At 72.6% G+C, this 17,734-nt stretch carries 20 protein-coding genes; 6 read left to right on the top strand and 14 right to left on the bottom strand.

Annotated features, from left to right (window positions below; all coding sequences use genetic code 11):
- The 10 genes from AC4BDD_RS19115 to AC4BDD_RS19070 all read right to left on the bottom strand — a co-directional run bounded on the left by AC4BDD_RS19115 (position 1) and on the right by AC4BDD_RS19070 (position 9,822).
- A complete protein-coding gene (locus tag AC4BDD_RS19115; RefSeq protein ID WP_490686665.1) occupies positions 1-1,533 on the bottom strand; it encodes an alkaline phosphatase family protein in 1,533 nt (510 codons plus the stop codon).
- 25 nt (positions 1,534-1,558) lie between these two features.
- Positions 1,559-2,620, bottom strand: a complete 1,062-nt coding sequence (locus tag AC4BDD_RS19110) for a 2-aminoethylphosphonate ABC transporter substrate-binding protein (protein ID WP_490686664.1) — start codon at positions 2,618-2,620, stop codon at positions 1,559-1,561.
- A 113-nt stretch (positions 2,621-2,733) separates the two neighbouring features.
- Positions 2,734-3,531 carry an ABC transporter permease gene (locus AC4BDD_RS19105; RefSeq protein WP_490686663.1) on the bottom strand — a complete coding sequence of 266 codons (798 nt, stop codon included), beginning with the start codon at positions 3,529-3,531 and terminating at the stop codon, positions 2,734-2,736.
- The gene (locus tag AC4BDD_RS19100) at positions 3,518-4,570 is read right to left on the bottom strand and encodes a 2-aminoethylphosphonate ABC transporter permease subunit (protein ID WP_490686662.1); all 1,053 of its coding nucleotides are present in this window, start codon (positions 4,568-4,570) and stop codon (positions 3,518-3,520) included. The genes AC4BDD_RS19105 and AC4BDD_RS19100 overlap by 14 nt, the downstream gene beginning before the upstream one ends.
- Positions 4,563-5,801, bottom strand: coding sequence for an ABC transporter ATP-binding protein (locus AC4BDD_RS19095; protein WP_490686661.1), 1,239 nt, complete (start codon positions 5,799-5,801; stop codon positions 4,563-4,565). Before AC4BDD_RS19095 ends, AC4BDD_RS19100 begins: the two co-directional genes overlap by 8 nt.
- The gene (locus AC4BDD_RS19090; RefSeq protein ID WP_490686660.1) at positions 5,798-6,577 is read right to left on the bottom strand and encodes a phosphonatase-like hydrolase; all 780 of its coding nucleotides are present in this window, start codon (positions 6,575-6,577) and stop codon (positions 5,798-5,800) included. Before AC4BDD_RS19090 ends, AC4BDD_RS19095 begins: the two co-directional genes overlap by 4 nt.
- 31 nt (positions 6,578-6,608) lie before the next feature.
- Positions 6,609-7,730, bottom strand: a complete 1,122-nt coding sequence (locus AC4BDD_RS19085) for a TIGR03364 family FAD-dependent oxidoreductase (RefSeq protein ID WP_490686659.1) — start codon at positions 7,728-7,730, stop codon at positions 6,609-6,611.
- A gap of 138 nt (positions 7,731-7,868) precedes the next feature.
- Entirely contained in the window at positions 7,869-8,633 is a 765-nt protein-coding gene (locus tag AC4BDD_RS19080; RefSeq protein ID WP_490686658.1) for a GntR family transcriptional regulator, read from the bottom strand.
- 60 nt (positions 8,634-8,693) lie between these two features.
- On the bottom strand, positions 8,694-9,236 hold the full coding sequence (locus AC4BDD_RS19075) for a GntR family transcriptional regulator (RefSeq protein ID WP_490686657.1): 543 nt from the start codon (positions 9,234-9,236) through the stop codon (positions 8,694-8,696).
- The gene (locus AC4BDD_RS19070; RefSeq protein ID WP_490691841.1) at positions 9,223-9,822 is read right to left on the bottom strand and encodes a DUF5919 domain-containing protein; all 600 of its coding nucleotides are present in this window, start codon (positions 9,820-9,822) and stop codon (positions 9,223-9,225) included. The genes AC4BDD_RS19075 and AC4BDD_RS19070 overlap by 14 nt, the downstream gene beginning before the upstream one ends.
- A gap of 349 nt (positions 9,823-10,171) precedes the next feature.
- On the opposite strand from AC4BDD_RS19070, the gene AC4BDD_RS19065 reads away from it, so the two are divergent.
- The 5 genes from AC4BDD_RS19065 (at position 10,172) to AC4BDD_RS19045 (ending at position 12,240) form a co-directional block, all read left to right on the top strand.
- Entirely contained in the window at positions 10,172-10,369 is a 198-nt protein-coding gene (locus AC4BDD_RS19065; protein WP_490686656.1) for a hypothetical protein, read from the top strand.
- Entirely contained in the window at positions 10,366-10,662 is a 297-nt protein-coding gene (locus tag AC4BDD_RS19060) for a hypothetical protein (RefSeq protein WP_490686655.1), read from the top strand. Before AC4BDD_RS19065 ends, AC4BDD_RS19060 begins: the two co-directional genes overlap by 4 nt.
- Positions 10,659-10,907: a hypothetical protein gene (locus tag AC4BDD_RS19055; protein WP_490686654.1), complete on the top strand. Its 249-nt coding sequence runs from the start codon at positions 10,659-10,661 to the stop codon at positions 10,905-10,907. The genes AC4BDD_RS19060 and AC4BDD_RS19055 overlap by 4 nt, the downstream gene beginning before the upstream one ends.
- A gap of 103 nt (positions 10,908-11,010) precedes the next feature.
- Positions 11,011-11,493: a hypothetical protein gene (locus tag AC4BDD_RS19050; protein WP_490686653.1), complete on the top strand. Its 483-nt coding sequence runs from the start codon at positions 11,011-11,013 to the stop codon at positions 11,491-11,493.
- An 84-nt stretch (positions 11,494-11,577) separates the two neighbouring features.
- The gene (locus AC4BDD_RS19045) at positions 11,578-12,240 is read left to right on the top strand and encodes a class I SAM-dependent methyltransferase (RefSeq protein ID WP_490686652.1); all 663 of its coding nucleotides are present in this window, start codon (positions 11,578-11,580) and stop codon (positions 12,238-12,240) included.
- Positions 12,241-12,243: 3 nt separating this feature from the next.
- Here AC4BDD_RS19045 and AC4BDD_RS19040 read toward each other — a convergent pair whose 3' ends face one another.
- From AC4BDD_RS19040 to AC4BDD_RS19030, 3 genes are all read right to left on the bottom strand, one after another.
- Positions 12,244-12,690: a DUF732 domain-containing protein gene (locus AC4BDD_RS19040; protein WP_490686651.1), complete on the bottom strand. Its 447-nt coding sequence runs from the start codon at positions 12,688-12,690 to the stop codon at positions 12,244-12,246.
- 97 nt (positions 12,691-12,787) lie between these two features.
- The gene (locus AC4BDD_RS19035) at positions 12,788-13,831 is read right to left on the bottom strand and encodes a hypothetical protein (RefSeq protein ID WP_490686650.1); all 1,044 of its coding nucleotides are present in this window, start codon (positions 13,829-13,831) and stop codon (positions 12,788-12,790) included.
- Positions 13,832-14,011: 180 nt separating this feature from the next.
- Positions 14,012-15,238: an ROK family protein gene (locus AC4BDD_RS19030; RefSeq protein WP_490686649.1), complete on the bottom strand. Its 1,227-nt coding sequence runs from the start codon at positions 15,236-15,238 to the stop codon at positions 14,012-14,014.
- 48 nt (positions 15,239-15,286) lie between these two features.
- Here AC4BDD_RS19030 and AC4BDD_RS19025 point away from each other — a divergent pair, with 48 nt between their 5' ends.
- Positions 15,287-16,489 (top strand): Gfo/Idh/MocA family oxidoreductase, encoded by a 1,203-nt coding sequence (locus AC4BDD_RS19025; RefSeq protein ID WP_490686648.1) that lies wholly within the window; start codon positions 15,287-15,289, stop codon positions 16,487-16,489.
- Between the two features lie 238 nt (positions 16,490-16,727).
- On the opposite strand, the gene AC4BDD_RS19020 is transcribed toward AC4BDD_RS19025, so the two are convergent.
- The gene (locus AC4BDD_RS19020) at positions 16,728-17,585 is read right to left on the bottom strand and encodes a fumarylacetoacetate hydrolase family protein (RefSeq protein WP_490686647.1); all 858 of its coding nucleotides are present in this window, start codon (positions 17,583-17,585) and stop codon (positions 16,728-16,730) included.
- Positions 17,586-17,734: the final 149 nt, after the last annotated feature.

Raw genomic sequence — 17,734 nt, 5'->3', positions numbered from 1 at the left:
TCAGGCCGCGGTCACCGAGATCTGGTCGATCACCCAGTACCAGTTGTTGGCACCGGTGTACCGGAAGCGGAAGCTCACGCTGGAGGCTCCGGAGGGGACGCTCACGGTGACCGACTGGCGCTTGGAGATCACATCCGAGGTGTGGCTCCTCACGACGGTGGGCGTGCCGCCGTTGAAGGAGGCGAGCACCTGGGCGCTCTGGCTGCCCTCCTGCCGGTAGAGGGTGGTGTAGTCGAGGGTGACCCTGGACTTCCCGCCCACCGGGTACGCCGGGGTGACCAGCGTCGAGTCGTACGTCCCGGTGAAGCTCTTGTCCGCCCACTCGTCGGAGTCCGCGACCGCGAACACCCCCCGCGCGCGGACGTTGAGCTCGCGGGACTGGTCGCGCTGGGTGCGGGACCAGAACTCGTCGGTGGCGAAGGACCAGCCGCGCCACTCGGTCACCCCGCCGGTGCCCATCGCGGAGTTGATCACCGACCAGCCGCTGGGCGGGGTGTGGGTGAAGCCGAGGACCCCGGCCGGGATGCCGGTCTCGTCCACCCGCCCGGCCAGCGCGGTCTGGAGGGAGTCGAAGGGGTCGGTGGAGCGCTGCTGGATCGGTTTGCCGTCCAGCTCCCAGGACGGGTCGGGCACGATGCCCAGCTGGTGGAAGACGGTGGCGGCGACATCGACGAGACGGGTGTCGAGGGGGCGGGCGCCGGCGGCGATGCCCGGTCCCTGGGCGAGGACGAAGGTACGGCGCTCCTCGATCGAGGAGCCGCCGTGCCCACCGCCGTCGAGGTGGCCGTGGTCGGTGGTGACGATGACCGTCCAGCGCTCGGTGGCGTAGGTGGGACGGGCCTCGATGGCGGCCAGCAGGCGGCCGAGGTAGCCGTCCTGGACGTCGATGGCGTCCAGGTATCTCTGGCTGCCGGCCCCGTAGTTGTGGCCGATCTCGTCGGTCTCGCCGAAGTAGACGAAGAGGACGTCCGGGTTCTGGTGGCGCAGGATGTCCTCGGTCGCGTCGGTGATGACCTTGTCGTTGACGGCGTAGTCGTTGTCGTACACGAGCTTGGCGTCGGCGCCCGGGGTGACCGTGCCGTGGATGTCCAGCTCGGGCCAGTCGACGGCGGCGAAGAGGGACAGCTCCGGCCGCACCTGGTGCAGCCGGGCCAGGAAGCCCGGGTATCTGGCGTAGTTCTTGCCCGCGAAGGTGTTGTCCTTCACGCCGTGCTTGTCGGGCCAGACGCCGGTGGAGATGGTGGACCAGCCGGGGCCGGAGGAGGTGGCGGCCATCGGCTTGGCGTACAGCAGCGAGCGGCCGTACGTCCCCTTCGCCATCAGCGACTTGAGGTTGGGCGCCTTGGCGGCGTCGATCCGGTCGTAACGCAGTCCGTCCATGCCGACGACCAGCACCTTGTCCGCGCTGGTGCCGCCTGGGAGGGTGGGCGCGGCGGCGTGGGCGACGCCTGCGGTCAGCGCCTCGAGCGCGGCGGCCGCGGCGGTCGCCGAGGCACCGGCGAGTACGGAACGTCGGGAGATGCCCTGGGACATGTGGTCTCCTGTTCGGCGAGAGGCGTCAGCTTCCGGTGGCTGACTTCCATGCGTCGATGTAGTCGTCGAGGTGCTCGTCGATGTCCTGCCAGTCGGGGCGGAAGATCTCAACCCCTTTGAGCAGCCTGGCGAGTTCGGTGGCGTTCGGGTCGGTGGCCTTGACGTCGGTGCGGGCCGTGACGCCGCCGCCGATCTCGCTCACCTGGCGCTGCGGGCCCTCGCCGACCATGAAGTCCAGCAGCTTCCTGGCGTTGGCGGGGTGCGGGGCGTTCTTCACCAGCCCGGCGGCGTAGGGCAGCGAGAAGGTGCTGGGGGCGCCCTGCTCGCCGTGCCGGGGGAACCAGATGCCGAGGTTCGGCATGGTCTTGGCTTGGGCGAGGTTCATCTGCACATCGCCGTTGGCGGCCAGGATCTCGCCCTTGTCGGTCTTCGGCGCCAGCTTGCTGGTGGAGGAGGACGGGCCGACGTTGTTGGACTGGAGCTTCTCCAGGTAGTCCATGGCCGGCCGCTCACCGCCGAAGTCGTGCATCGCCTTGATGACCACGGCGGTGCCGTCGCCCGCGACCCCCGGGGTGGAGTACTGGATCTTGTTCTTGAACCTGCCGTCCAGCAGCTCCTCCCAGGTCCTGGGCGGGGTCTTCAGCTCCTTCTTGTTGTAGACGAAGCAGAAGTAGTTCTTGACGACGGCCGTCCAGTGGCCCTTCGGGTCCTTGTCGGCCGCGGCGATCCGCTCGGCGCCCTGCGGCGTGTAGGGCTGGAGCAGGCCCCGGCCGTCGGCCTGCTGGATGAACGGCGGCAGGGTGATCAGCAGGTCAGCCTGGGTGTTGGACTTCTCGCGGAGGGCGCGCTGCACCATCTCGCCCGAGCCGCCCTCCACATAGTTGACCTTGATGCCGGTCTTCTTCTCGAAGTCCTTGAAGACCCGGTCGTACCAGCCGTCGCCGTTCTCCCCTTTGAGTCCGTCGGCGCTGTAGACGGTGACGGCGCTCTTGTCGTCGGCGGCGGAGCCGGTGGAGCAGGCGGTGAGGGTTCCGGCGAGGAGGAGGGCGCCGCAGGTGGCGGCGAGCGGCTTGAGGTGCGTGCGCATGACGTCGTGTTCTCCTTGCAGATTCGGGACGTGCCGGTGGCAGGGCAGGGCGGTTGCCGGTAGCGGAGTTCTCAGTGGGGGAGCTATAGGTAGGGGGAGTTATCGGTAGGGAGCTATCGGTACGAGGCCCGGGTGCGGATCCGGGAGACGGCGAGCAGCACCAGCAGCGTCGTGGCCATCAGCACGACCGCGACGGCGGAGCCGGTGAAGAGCGAGCCGCGGTCGGTGGCGGCGAAGATCTGGACCGGCAGCGGCACCCAGTCCGGCGGATAGAGCATCATCGTGGCGCTCAACTCCCCCATGGACAGCGCGAAGCACAGTCCGGCGGCCGCCCCCAGCGAGGGCAGCAGCAGCGGCAGTCTGACCCGCCACAGCACATATCCGGGGCGGGCGCCCAGGCTCGCCGCGGCCTGCTCGTAGACCGGGTCCAGCCGGCTGAGGGCGGCGGACACGGACTGGTAGGCGAAGGCGGTGACCAGCACCGCATGCGCCAGGATCACGATCCAGCGGGTGCCGTTGAGCAGCATCGGCGGCTTGCTGAAGGCGACCAGCAGGGCCAGGCCCACGACCACCGAGGGCACCGCCACCGGCAGCATGAACAGCGCGTCCAGCGTCCGGCGGCCCCGCTTGCGCAGTGCGGCCGCCGCGAGCGCCGCCCAGGTGCCCGCGGTCAGGGCCAGCAGGCTGGCGGTGAGCGCGGTGACCAGGCTGGTGGTGAGGGCCTGGAGGCTGTCGCCGCGCAGCGCGGCGTCGTAGTGCCCGGTGGTCGGCCCGGAGGGGAAGGCGCCGCTCCAGTGGGTGGCGAAGGACGCGGCCACGACGACCAGCAGCGGCATCGCGAAGACCGGGAGGAAGAGCAGGAAGAACACCGCCCAGGCGGCCAGCCGGCCCTTGCGGCTATGCACCAGCACGACGGCTCACCATCCTGTAGAGGCCGTAGAGACCGACGGAGATCGCGATGTCGACGACGGCGACGACGCAGGCGGCCGGGTAGTCGGACTCCAGAATCGCCTTGCTGTAGACGAGCGTCGGCAGGGTGGTGACGCCCTTGGCCCCGGTGAACAGCACGATGCCGAACTCGTTGAGGCACATCACCAGCACCAGGCTGCCGCCGGCCGCGAGCGCGGGCAGCGCCTCCGGGAGGATCACCTGGCGCACGATCCGCGCCGGTCGCGCGCCGAGCGAGGAGGCCGCCTCCAGCTGGGCGGTGTCCAGCTGGGCGAACGCCGCGAGCAGCGGCCGCACCACGAAGGGCGTGAAGTAGGTGATTTCCGCGAGCAGCACGCCCCAGGGGCTGGTCAGGAAGTGGAACGGCCCTTCCGAGGCGCCGGTGACGTCCGTCCACACCCCGTTGGCCATCCCGGTGGTGCCGTAGAGGAACAGCAGCGCCAGGGTGATCAGGAAGGACGGGAAGGAGAGGAAGACGTCGATGAACCGGGCGACCGCCCTGCCCCCGGGGAACGGCACGAAGGCGATGATCAGCGCCAGGACGAAGCCGAGAACCAGGCATCCGGCGGTGGCGCCGAGCGCGATCCACACCGTCGTGGCCAGCGCCTCGCGGAACGCCTCGGAGGCGAAGACCTCCCGGTAGGGCTCCAGGGACGTGCCGCCCTCCTCCGGCTGGACCGACTGCCGGACGACCAGGGCGAGGGGGTAGAGGAAGACCAGGCCGAGGACGGCGATGGGGGGCAGCGCCCATACCCAGGCCGGGACGGAGTGGTTCCGCCCCGGCCGCGAGGGCCGTGGGCGGGGGCCGTCCGGTGAGTGCTGCGAGCGGTGGCCGTCCGGTGTGGGCTGCTGGCGGGGGTCGTCCGGTGTGGGCTGCTGGCGGGGGTCGTCCGGTGTGTCCTGTGGGCCGGGCCCGCCCGGTGTGGGCTGCTGGCGGGGACTGTCCGGCGTGTGCGGCCCGCCCGGGGTTCCGCCGCGTGTCAGCTCGGCCGCGTCAGACATCTCCGGTGCCCTCCTTCGCGCTCGGAGCGGTGCCCCGCAGCAGGACCGCGTCCTCGGTGGCGAAGTGCAGGGCCACCGTTTCGCCGAGGGCGGGCGGGGCGCGCAGTTCCCGCACCTCGGCGGTGATCTCCTGACCGTCGGCGCCGACCTCCGCGGTGATCCGGTGCGAGGAGCCGCGCCACTGCAGCCCGGTGACCACACCGCGCAAGGTGTTCTGCCCCTGGTCGCCCTCGCCGAGGGCGACCAGATGGGGGCGTACGCACAGGGTCACCGGGGTGTGCGCCGCGGGAGCGGTGCCCTCGGCCCGGGCGTACAGCCGGGTACCGCCGCCCAGGTCGACGGCCACGATCCCGCCGGGCGGCGCGCCGTCACCGGCCGGCGCGCCACCACCGGCCGGTGCGCCGCCGAAGGGTGCGGGCGCATCGCGGTCCGCGCCGGCATCGGCATCGGCGTCCGCGTCGTCCGCCAGGGTCCGCGCCCGCAGCAGGTTCGCGCTGCCGACGAAGGAGGCGGTGAATTCGGTGCGGGGCGCGCGGTACAGCTGCTGCGGGGTGCCGACGTCGCGCAGCCGCGCCTTGTCCATCACCGCGATCCGGTCGGCCAGGGTGAGCGCCTCGACCTGGTCATGGGTGACGTACAGCACGGAGACGTCGGGGAGTTCGCGGTGCAGCCGGGCGAGTTCGGTGAGCATGCCGGAGCGCAGCCGCGCGTCGAGCGCCGACAGCGGCTCGTCCAGCAGCAGCACCCGGGGCCGGATGGCCAGCGCGCGGGCGATGGCCACGCGCTGCTGCTGCCCGCCGGAGAGTTCGCGCGGGTAGCGCCTGGCATACCCGGCCATGCCGGTCAGCTCCAGTGCCTCGGCGACCCGGCCGGGAATCTCGCGGCGCGGCGCCTTTTGCGCCTTGAGCCCGAAGGCGACGTTCTGCTCGACGCGCAGATGAGGGAAGAGCGCATAGCTCTGCACCACCATGCCGATGCCGCGCCGGTGGGGCGGCAGGTCGGTGACGTCCTCACCCCCGATCAGCACCCGGCCGCTGACCGGCGTCACGAATCCGGCCACCGCGCGCAGGGCGGTGGTCTTGCCGGAGCCGGATGGCCCGAGGAGGGCCATGACCTCGCCCGGTTCGACGGTGAGGTCGAAGGAGTCCAGGACGAGGTCGTCGCCGTAGGCGACGGAGACCTCATCGAAGCGGATGCCGCTGGGCGCCTGCGCGACCTCCCGCCGGCTCACCGTCCGTCCTCCGCCATCGGCTCGCCGCCGGGGCCAGTGGACCCCTCACCGCCGGGAACGGCGGCGGCGCCCCGCTCCCACTCGGCGATCGCCTCGGGCAACTCGGCCACCGAGTCCAGCACATGGGTGGCGCCCGCCATACGCAGTGCGGCCGCGTCGTGCGCGCCGGTGAGCACTCCGGCGACCATCCCGGCCCCGGCGCGGCGGCCGGAGAGCATGTCGTACGAGGTGTCACCGGCGACGGCGATCCGGCCGACGCCGTCGGCCGCCCGGGTGCGCAGCAGCGCGGTCAGGACCATGTCGGGGTACGGGCGGCCACGGCCCGCGTCGGCCGGGCACAGCGTCAGGTCCACCAGGCTCTGGTCCCAGCCGAGGGCAGCGAGGATGGCGTCCTGGGTGGTGCGGGCGAATCCGGTGGTCAGCACGACGGTGCGGCCGTCGCGCCGCAGCCGCTCGATGGCCTGGCGGGCGCCCGGCACCGGGGCGCAGTGCCCGGCGCCGACCAGCTCGGCGTACGCCCGCTCGAAGGCGGTGTTGGCGCGCTGGGCCCGCTCCTCGTCGCCGAACAGCTGCCGGAAGACGGAGATCTTCGACTCGCCCATGGTGGCGCGGACATGGTCCAGCTGGGCCGCGTGTTCCGCGGAGCCCGGCCGGACACCCAGCTCCTCGGCCGCGGCGCCGAAGGCCCGCTCCACCAGGCCGTCGTCGGCGACGGTGGTGCCCGCCATGTCCAGCACCACCAGGCGTATCCGATGGTCGGTCGTGGGGTCGGTCATCAGGCCGCCCGTGTGGTCGTTCCTCACCGTGTCACCAGCCCAGCTCGTCGGCGGTGGTCTCGGCGATCGCCGGGGAGCAGGTCATGCCGCGTCCGCCGGGGCCGGTGACCAGCCAGACGCCGTCGCGCACCCGCTGCCGGTGGACGACCGCGGCGGTGTCCAGGCACTGCGCGTACACGCCGGCCCAGCGGCGGCGGATCCTCGGCAGCGGGCGGCCCAGGAAGGAGGCGGCGGCCTCGGCGAGATGGTCGTAGGGGTCCTCCACGACATCGAAGCCGAAGGGGTGGTCGTACTCATGGGTGTCCCCGATGGTCAGCCCGCCGTCGCGGCGCTGGACCATCAGCAGCTGCATCCGGTGTTCGGCGGCGACGGCGGGCTGCGGCTGGCCGGTGCTCAGCGCGTCCAGGGCCCCGCCGGCGTACGCCGGGTAGTAGCGGAAGCTGTCCGCGTCGGCGACGGAGGTGGTGAGCGGCTCGCCCAGCGGGTCGGTCTGCATCATCTGCAGCCGGACGCGGCGCACCGGCAGGTCGGGCACCAGCTCCCTGACCAGCCCGCCCAGCCAGGCGCCGGTGCACAGCACCACCGTGTCGCCGTGGTGGGTCTCCCCGTGGTCGTCGCGGACGGCGCTGTCGCCGATGACCTCGCGCACCTCGCGGCCGCCGAGGAAGGTGTAGCGGCCGGAGGCGAGCAGTGCGCGCTTCAGGGCGAGCTGCGCGGTGCGCGGCTCGACGGCGGCGTCCCGCTCGCACCACAGGGCGCCGGTGAACTCACCGCGCAGCGCCGGGTTGAGCTTGCGGGCCTCGTCCGCGCCGAGCAGCTCGTATCCACGCGCGGCGGCGTCCGGCCGGGCGGCGGCGGCCGCGGCGACGGCCAGCTCCCGCTCGCTCCGCACCAGGGTGAGCGAGCCGCCCGGGCGGAAGCCCAGCTCGGGTACGCGCTCGGCGATGCCCTCCCACAACCCCCGGGCCCGCAGGGCGGTTTCCAGCTCGGCGCCGTCCGCGCGCCCGCCGACCCAGATCAGGCCGAAGTTCCGCAGGCTGGCGCCGCGCGCCTCGGCCTCGCGCTCGATGTGGATGACCTCATGGCCTCGTTCAACTGCGTGCCAGGCGTGCATGGTTCCCACCACGCCGGCTCCGACGACTATCACTCTCACGGCGGCCACGGTCCTGCCGCCCGGTGACCCGCGAGGGACCGGGCGGCGACGAGGTCGTGAACGACCGCGCAAGTTTGGACCAGACCCGTTATCGTTCCGTGATCAAACAGACGCCGCCCATGGGGTTGCCCGCTTCCGTCAGCGAGACGGACCGAGATGAACCGAGAAGCTGAACCGGTCGCCCCGGTAGAGGGAGCGCACCCGCTCCAGTGGGCGCCCCTCGGAGTCCCGCGAGGTGCGGTGGATGAGCAGCATCGGCAGCGCGGGCGGGGTCCCGACCAGCAGCGCCTCACGCGGCGTGGCCAGCACGGTCTCCAGCCGCTCGTCCGCGTCCCCGAACCGGATCCCCAGCTTCTCGCGCAGATAGGCGTAGAACGACGAGTCCGGCTCGAACTCCGTGTCCAGCCGGGGCACCCGCGCCACCGGCACATACGTGCTCTCCAGCCCGACCCGCTCGTCGTCGGCGAGCAGCACCCGCTCCATGTGCCAGACCGGCTCCCCGGCCTCGGCCCCGATCTCGCCCGCCAGCGCGGCGGAGGCCGCGAACCGCTCCAACCCGATGAGGCTCCGCCCCGGCCGCCGCCCCTGCCGCCGCACCCCCTCGGTGTAGCTGGCCAGCGACAACGGCTGCTCCAGCTTCGGCCCGGCGACCACGGTGCCCCGGCCGTGCCGCCGCAGCCGCCCCTCCAGCAGCAGCTCGCGCAGCGCCTGCCGGACGGTCTCCCGCGACACCTCGTAGGTCACCGCGAGATCCCGCTCGGGCGGCAGCGGCTCCCCCTCCCCCAGCTCGTCCAGGAGCGCGGCGATCCGCGCCTTGACCGCGTAGTACTTGGGGACCCGGCCATGCTCCGGAATCCCCGCCCGGACCGGCGCCCCGGGCTTCTGCTCGATCGGAAAGTCCACCGGAGGATCCTCGCACCCGACCCCCCGTGACGACGCCCAGGGCGGCGCCGTTCGCCGCCGTCACCCGATCCGGATCTCGTACCGCAGCCGCTGACGGCCGGCGGGCCAGGCCGTCATGTCGACCTGGATGGGTCGATCGTCGGCGTCGAGGGTGAGCCGCGCCAGGCACAGCACCGGCTCGTCCGGCCCGATGCCCAGCACCTCCCGCTCCTCCCCGCTCGCCATCCGGGCGCTCACGTCCTCCCGGACACGCACCCCGACATGCCCGAGCTCGGCGAGCAGCGTGACGGCCCCACCGGGAATCTTCGCCGTACCCGCGAGACGGGTGCCCCGGGCGATGTGCGCCGGGTAGTAGGTGTCCGTCAACTCGCATGGCTCGTCGTCGAGGCAGATCACCCGCCCCCGCACGACCACGTCGTCCCCCTCGGCCACGCCCAGCAGCTCAGCCACCTCCGGCGGCGCCGGAACCTCCCCGGCGTGCACGATCCGCTGAGTACCCCGCCGTTGCCGAGCGGCGGCCTCCGCGCCCCAGGCGTCACCTTGACCCTTCTCGCGCGGCGTCAGATACGGCATCGAGGTACTGACCCACTCAGCGCTGCTCACGGTGTCCTCCCAGTGTCGGCGTGCCCCGCTCCCAGAGTTCCTCGCAATGTTCGGCGAACCGGGAGAAGACGCCGCGATCGCTCTGGCGCCGCAGATGCATCAGCGGCGAGTCATGTCCAACAGCCGAGGCCAGGTGCGGGGTGACAAGTGCTTCGTCATCGAAGCGGAAAACCGACAGCGATACGTGGTTCATGGCGTCGGCGGGCGCCGAGAACCGAGCTTCCAGGCCGTCGACCGGGCCAAGCTTGGCAAGGTGTTCCAGCGTCGTGTTGATCCGCGTGGAGACCGTCAGTGCGACTCCCTCGATCTCCTCCCGCTGGCGAGTCACCTCCCCCGCCGGATCACCGAGCAGGAACCGGACACGGCAGCCTCGCTCAGTCTTGCGTCGCAGGGTCTCGGGGAACGCCGGTACCTGCGTCCACAGGAAGTAGGAGGTGAAGCCGCCGAAGAAGAGTTCCTCGTTCGCGTCCTCGATCAGCTGGGCCCAGGTGCCGGACGGGCAGGCGGACCGGTACGCGTAGCTGTCCACGATCTCCTGACCGCCACCGGTCCTGAGTCGCTCCCTCACGGCCTTCGGCCACAACATCCCTGCCTCAACTCCCAACGCCTTGGCAGTGTCTTCCCGATTTCTCGCATGCGGGATCAGGTCTTCGTCTGCGACCCACCGTTCCACAGTCTTGCCGGAGACTCCCACCCGGAGTGCCAGCTTCCTGGGCGACAAGCCAGCCGTCTCCATAGCCGAACGTAAGGCCGTATTCAAGATTCCCCCTGGGGACGTTTGGGCGTTCTTCGACGGTAGCTCTCGGAAGGCCCAACGGTCCCGGGAAACGAGGCGATACGCCCCCAACGGGGGGCCAGTCTGCCTCTGACAGAGACCCCCGCGACCGATGTGCGTCGGCCCGGGGGCGTGGTCAACGCTGCTGAGGAGCGTCAACGTGCGTAAGGCTATCCCCCGATTCACTGACCGTCTGCTGCACTTGCTGCTGCGCGCATGCGGCCGCCACCGCACAACCCAGCCCGAGCCACCCACGGCCCACCCCGCGTACGACGGCTACGGCACCCGCGTCCTCGCCGTACACGGCATCCAGTTCAGCCCCAGCCGATCTCACGCCACGAAGGCGGCCGCGCGATGAGTGCGTCACCCCGGTTGCTGCCGTGGCCCGGTCCGGCCGGACAGCCCTCGTACCTCGCCCCCGACGGCGGTGCCGACCGCCACCTGTGGAAGCTCGCCGACGAGATGGAGGCGGTGCAGCTCCGCATGGGCGTCGAGGTGATCCAGCACGCGCACGCGCTCGTGGGCGACCCGACGGCCGACGCCCGGGAACTGCGGTTCCTGGCCACCCGGCTCACCGAAGCACTCCGCGACGCGCTGCGCGTGGCGGAGAGCCGAGGCCTGCGCCTCACGGACGAGGGGGCATCGTCATGACCGACTGGCAGATCGGGCAACGCCCCGGACATCCCGTCCGCCGTGCGGAAGACGGACACCTCGCGCTGCCCTTGTGGGTCGCCCGCGAAGGCGAGGTCGTCGGCGTCTCGGAACTCCTACTGACCACGGCCGAGGCCGAGCAACTGCACGCCGCCCTCTGCTACACCCTCGACGGCCAGCCCGTACCCGACTTCGCCCCGGACTGCCGGAACGCGATCCAGCGGGGGCCCAGCAGCCGCCGCTAGGCGAGCAAGCCCCCGGTCCGGCCGCCGACGAGCAGGAAGGCTCAGAGCGACCGGTCCGGGTCAGCAAGTGCAGCGAACTCCACACACAGAAGGAGAACGCACGATGAGTACGGCCATGCAGACGCGGACCCGTGATCCGCGCATCATCCTCAACGCGTTAGAGCAGCGCGTCCCCCACCTGGTCTCGGATGCCGGCGTGACCGACCTCTGGGAGCGCGAGGTACGGCTGCTGCTGCGCGACAGCGTGGTGGTGCGCAGCCTCGCCGAGCGCATCCTCGGCCAGGGCATCGCGTACCTGATCACCGCCATGGAAAAGCCCGGCGTGGACATGGGCGTCGGCCACACCGTCGACATCGGGGTCCACCAGCTCATCCTCGACACCCCCCTCTACTTCGCGTTGTGCGACGAGTACAACGGCGGGAAGTACAAGCACCACGCGCCGCTGATCGAACGCCGCCGCGACGGCACCGTGTTGCGGACCGCCGGGTTGCTGCGCAAGAACGGCTTCGAGGTCGACGACGAGTTGTGGGAGGTCGATGCCTCCGACTGCTCGCCCTGTGACAACAAGGTCCCCGACAGCCACTGAACCGGCACTAGAGTGCCTGCCCCTGCCCTCCTCACCGGGGGTGGGGGCAATGCCGCGTTCCTACCCACCAAGCGAGGAAGCCCGTTGCCCGTACGACACGACATCGACGCCGAGCGCGAACTCTGGGACACCTACGCGGAGAGCACCAAGGACAAGGTCTTCGAGTCCGACCCCGTCTTCTGCTGGACCCAGTACGCCGGGCATGGGCCGGGGCCGGAGCTCCTGGGCAACCCGGCGACGGCGCTGGAGATCGGCTGCGGCACCGGGCGGGCGCTGGCCTGCCTCGCTCAGCGCGGGGTGAAGGCCACCGGCGTCGACCTCTCGCCCGTGATGGTCGCGCACACCACCGAGCGGTGGGGGCCTTGGGGCGCGCAGTTCGTCTGCGCTGAAGTGCTGGAGCATCTGAGCAGCAGCACGGAGACCTACGACGCCATCTACTCGATCTTCGGCGCGGTCTGGTTCACCGACCCGGCCCGGCTGCTCCCGCTGATCGCCCAGCGGCTCAACCCCGGCGGGGTGCTGGCCTTCTCCCACCCTCCGGCGATCCCCGGCGCATACGGCCCGCAGGGGATGTACAAGGGCGGATTCGCGGGGAAGGCCATGTTCACGTACCGCTACAGCTACACGCCCCGGAAATGGACCAATCTTCTGCTGAGGGCCGGCTTCGGCGACGCCGACGTACGGGTTCTCGACGCGCCCACGCCCGGTCACATCGGCACGCTGATCGCGCGTGCCGTGGTGAATTGAGCCTCACGGGCAGAACGTCTTGCGCACGGCGGTGACGATGCGGGCGCCCTGGGCCGGACTCAGGTTGGGCACGTCGCCGCCGCTGAAGTACGCGGCGGCGCGCCGGCTCACTCCGGTCGTGTCCCCCTTGTGGTGCCGCAGGTCGTTGCAGACGTTGCGGGCCCGGCTGACGGATCTGACCTCCTTGGCGGCCAGATACGGATGGATCTTGCCGAGCCGCTTCAACAGGTCTTTCGTCTGCGCGGGGTTGGGGGACGGGAACGCGGAGACCGCTTTCGAGGCGGTCTTCGACCCCTTGCCGGGCTTCGCCGGCGCGCTGGCGGCGGCGGTCGGCTTCCCCTTGGCGGCCCCGCCCTTCTTGTCATCCTTGTCGTCGCTCTCGAAGACGTCGGTGACGCTCCCGACGATCAGCACCGCTACCACGATCCCGAGCACGGTCTTCCGCTGCATGATGGCCCCTCCCCTGGGTACTCCCCGCAGGGTCTGCCCATGCCGAGCGCCTAGGCAATCACCTGCGGGGGGCGGTTCCAGGCCATGATGGGGCGCGTCAGCGGCGCAGGCGGCGGGTGAGGGCGACCAGTCCGAAGCCGCCGAGGAGGCAGGCGAGGCTGATGCCCGCGATCGGCAGCAGCCGGTCGCGCTCCGCCCGCCGGGGGTGGCCGGTCTCGGCGAGGGCCGGGGCCTGCGGATACGCCTCGGGCCCCAGCTCCCGCTCCTTGCCGAAGCCGGACTCCTTCCCCTTGCCCGGGCCGGACTCGTCCCCCTTGCCGGGGCCGGACTCGTCCCCCTTGCCGGGGCCGGTGTGCTCCTTGCCCGTGCCGGGCTTCGCGGCGTCCGGGCCCGCGCCGACGGGGCTGCCGGAGTCCTTGCCACCGCCCGGTTCACGGTCGGTTCCCGCGCCCGCGGCATCGGCATCGGCATCGGCGGCCGGGCCCTGGGTGATCCGGAAGGAGACGTCGCCGGACTGGCCGACCCAGTCGCCGTCCCCCTCGCGCCGCTGCACCGTGGTGACATTGGCGGTCACCGGCCCGGTCGGGGCCTTCTCGGTGAAGCGCACCCGCATGGCGGCGGTGACGCTACGGCGCGACGGCACGGCGAAGCCCTTGAATCCCGCGCCGTCCAGGACGCCGACGTTCTCGTCCTCACCGGTGGTCTCGAACCGTACGGCGCGCCACAGGGCCGCCCGCTCGTCGTAGAACTCCAGGCGGATGTGGTCGGGGCGCAGCGCCCGGCCCCGGTCGGCCAGGACGACGACCGGGTGGATGGCGCGGCACTCGGCGCGCGTGGTGTTGCGCAACTCCAGGTGCCAGGCCCGCCAGTACCCGCCGCGCGGGAACCGGCTCGGCCCGCCGCGCAGCTCGGCGCGGAGCGGGAAGCGAGGGCTGTCCCGCTCCCCGCAGGCGGGCGCGGGGGCGGCGGCGGGGGCGTGCCCGGGGGCCAGGGCGGGCGCGGCGGCGAGTACGGGCGCGGGCGCCCGGCCCGGCCCGTGCGCGGCGGGGTGCGCATGGGCGGCCGCGGGCCAGGACGGGAGGGGTGCGATCGCGGTGGCCACCGCCGCGACGCAGACGGCGGGCATGGTGGGCAGACGCATAACGAACCTTTGCTGCCGTGCTTTCCGGGCTAATCGGACTTTCCCCGCGAGCACGGCGACACCGTGCGGCGGCCGCCGACTGACTCCGACTGGCCGTCACAATCCCGCTCGATCAGCCCAGTGCCGGTCCCGATCGGCAGGGCCGGGCCAGGCACGCCCGGTACGGGGGCCGGGGCCCGGCTATCCCATCCGGCGGGCGAAGAGCGGGGCCAGCACCAGTTGCGCCGCGCCCGTCACGACCGCGCGCCCGTCGGATCCGGCCACCGCGACCGGGACGGCGGCGGCCCCGCGGCGTACCGCGTCCTCGGCCAGCGCCTCGCCGACGCCCCGCAGGTACGGTCCGGGGTCGGCCAGCACGGTCCTGCCGCCGAGCAGCACCCGGTCGATGTCGAGCAGCCGGACGAGATTGGCCGCGCCGACCCCGAGCAGTCGCGCCGCGCGCGCCGGGTCACCGTCGGCGACCGCGGCGAGGCACATCGCCTCCAGGCAGCCGCGATTGCCGCAGCCGCAGACCGGCCCGTCCAGCTGGATCACCTGGTGCCCGAACTCCCCGGCATCGGTGCGCGCCCCCCGGTACACCTCGCCGCCCAGCACCAGCCCGGCGCCCAGGCCGGTCCCCAGGTGCAGATACGCGAACGAGTCGGTGGGGGAACCGAGCCAGTCGGTGGTGGTGCCGGTACTCCCAGTCGTGGAGCCGGTGGCGCCGCCGGGCGAGCCGGTGGGGCCGTCGGTCGCGCGCAGCGCCAGGCCCAGCGCGGCGGCATTGGTGTCCTTGTCGAGGACGACCGGCAACCCAAGCCTGCCGGCGAGCGCGTCGCGCAGCGGATAGCCGTCCCAGTGCGGGGCGCCGGTGACCCGGCGCAGCACGCCGGAGGCGTGGTCGAGCGGCCCGGGCGCGGCGACCCCCACCCCGAGCACCGGCCCGGCCCCCGCCCTCCCGGCGGTGTCCGGTGCCCCGGGACCGTCCCCCGCCGCGAGCAGCGCCGCCGCCTCGGTCACCACGGTCGCCAGGACCGCCGCGACATCCGCGCCGAGATCCAGCGGGGCCTCGCGCACCTCCAGCGGCTCACCGGTGAGATCGGTCCGCACCGCAGTAAGCCGGTCGCGGTCCAGGTGCAGCCCGATCGCGCCGCGCGCCCGGCGCACCAGCCGCAGCACGGTGCGCGGCTTTCCGCCGGTGGAGGGACGGTGGCCCGCCTCGGCGACCAGACCCTCCGCGCGCAGCCGCGCGGTGATCTTGCTGACCGCCTGCGGGGTGAGGCCGGTGTGCTCGGCGAGCTCCAGCCGGCTCGCCCCGGCCTCGCCCGCCTCGCGCAGCAGGCCGAGGACGAGCGCGGCGTTGTGGCCGCGCAGCACCGAGAGGTTGGCTCCGGAACCGGTGTCGTGAAATTGCCGCACAGGAGCCATTCTCCCCGCCGCTTGCGCTTTGGCAACAGCGTTGTCAAAGTGGAGTGCATGGCTGACACCACCGGCACCCCCAGCGCATCCGCCACTCCCGGCAGCCCAAGCACCACCGGCACCACCGGCAGCCCCAGCACATCCGCCACATCCGGCGGCGCCGGCCGCCCGCTCCGCGTGGGACTGATCGGCTTCGGCCTGGCCGGCTCCGTCTTCCACGCCCCGCTGATCGCGGCGACCGAGGGACTGACCCTGGACACCGTGGTCACCGGCAACCCCGAGCGGCAGCGGCAGGCGCTGGCCGAGCACCCCCAGGCGCGGTGCGCGGCCACCCCCGAGGAGCTGTGGAGCAGGGCCGCCGAGCTGGACCTGATCGTCATCGCCTCGCCCAACCGGACCCACGTCCCGCTCGCCCGGACCGCGCTGGAGGCCGGTCTGCCGGTGGTCGTCGACAAGCCGCTGGCCGCCACCGCCGCCGAGGCCGAGGAGCTCGCCGTGCTGGCCGGCGAGCGCGGGCTGCTGCTCAGCGCCTTCCAGAACCGCCGCTGGGACAACGACTTCCGCACAGTCAAGAAGCTCATCGCGGACGGCGCGCTCGGCGAGGTCCAGCGCTTCGAGTCGCGCTTCGAGCGGTGGCGGCCGCAGCTCAAGGGCGGCTGGCGCGAGTCCGGCGACCCGGCCGAGATCGGCGGGCTGCTGTACGACCTGGGCAGCCACCTCGTCGACCAGGCCCTGACCCTCTTCGGCCCGGCCGCCTCGGTGTACGCCGAGATCGACGTGCGCCGGCCCGGCGCCGCGGCCGACGACGACACCTTCATCGCCCTCACCCACGCCTCGGGCGTCCGCAGCCATCTGTGGATGAGCGCCACCACCGCCCAGCTCGGCCCCCGCTTCCGGGTGCTGGGCAGTGCGGCGGGCTACGTGAAGTACGGGCTGGACCCGCAGGAGGCCGCGCTGCGCGCGGGCGCGCGGCCCGGCGACTCCACCGCGTGGGGCGTCGAGCCGGAATCCGCGTGGGGCCGCCTGGGCTCCGGCCAGTCGCCGCTGACCGGCGGCGGCGAGCCGGTGGCGACCCTGCCCGGCGACTACCCGGCGTACTACGCGGGGGTGGCCGCGGCCCTGCGGGACGGCGGGCAACCGCCGGTGACGGCCCTGCAGGCGGCCGCCGCGCTCCGCGTCCTGGAAGCGGCGCGGCGCTCCGCGACCGAAGGCCGTACGGTCCCGCTCGACCCGACGAAGTCCAGCCCGTCCGGCGATTGACGAAGCCCAGCCCGTTCGGCGACTGACGAAATCCAGCCCGTCCTGGGGGCGCCCCCGGACGAAGTCCGGGGAGGCTGAGGATGAGACCTCGCCGCAGGCCCGGCTGCGCCCCTCCTGCAGCCGGGCCCCGCTCCGCTTACCGGGGGCCCGCTCCGCCAAGCCCCCCGGCATCGCGGACCAGCCCCCTCCCCGCACCCGCACAGGCCCGCGACGCGCGGAGCGGCCGAGCGGCGAGCGCTTACGCGTTCTTCAGCTGCTGGCGCTGGCGGCCCAGGCCGTCCACCTCCAGCTCGACCACGTCACCGGCCCGCAGGTAGGGCTTGGGGTCCGGCCGGCCCATGGCCACGCCCGCCGGGGTGCCGGTGTTGATCACGTCACCGGGGTACAGCGTCATGAACCGGCTGACGTACCGCACCACCTGGGCGACCGGGAAGATCTGGTCGGCCGTCGTGCCGTCCTGCCGCAGGACGCCGTTGACCCACAGCCGCAGGCGCAGTGCCTGCGGGTCCGGGATCTCGTCGGCCGTCACCAGCCAGGGGCCCAGCGGGTTGAACGTCTCGCAGTTCTTGCCCTTGTCCCACTGGCCGCCTCGCTCGATCTGGAACTCCCGCTCCGAGACGTCGTGCGCGATGGTGTACCCGGCGACCGAGGCGAGCGCGGCCTCGTCCGACTCCAGGTAGCGGGCGGTGCGGCCGATGACGACGGCCAGCTCGACCTCCCAGTCGGTCTTCTCGCTGCCGCGCGGCACCAGCACCGTGTCGTCGGGGCCGACCACCGTGTCCGGGGCCTTCAGGAAGAGGATCGGCTCGGGCGGGATCGCGGCGCCGGTCTCGGCCGCGTGATCGTGGTAGTTCAGCCCAATGCACACGATCTTGCCGATACGAGCCAGCGGTGGGCCGGTACGCAGCCCCGTCGGGTCCAGCGCGGGCAGCCGGCCCGTGGCGGCGGCGGTGCGTATCCGGTCCAGGGCGGCGTCATCGGCGAGCAGCTCGCCGTCGATGTCCCGCACCGCGTCGGACAGGTCGCGGAGCACCCCGGCGGAATCGAGCAGGGCCGGGCGCTCCGCCCCCGCCGGCCCGACACGCAGCAGCTTCATCTCTTGACTCCCGTGGTCGACAGATCGGTCCGGGGGGACGGACCCAGACCCCGAGTTGTTCGATCCTCCAAGAGCCGGCTCCGCTGGGCAAGGGCTCGTTCACAGACTGGACCGTAACCGGGGTCAAAGGGAGAGAAATCAACCTATAT

This window comes from Streptomyces sp. JLBT605, assembly GCF_058215555.1.
The sequence above is the reverse complement of the archived record's forward strand: the minus strand, read 5'-3'. Positions and strand labels throughout refer to the sequence as shown.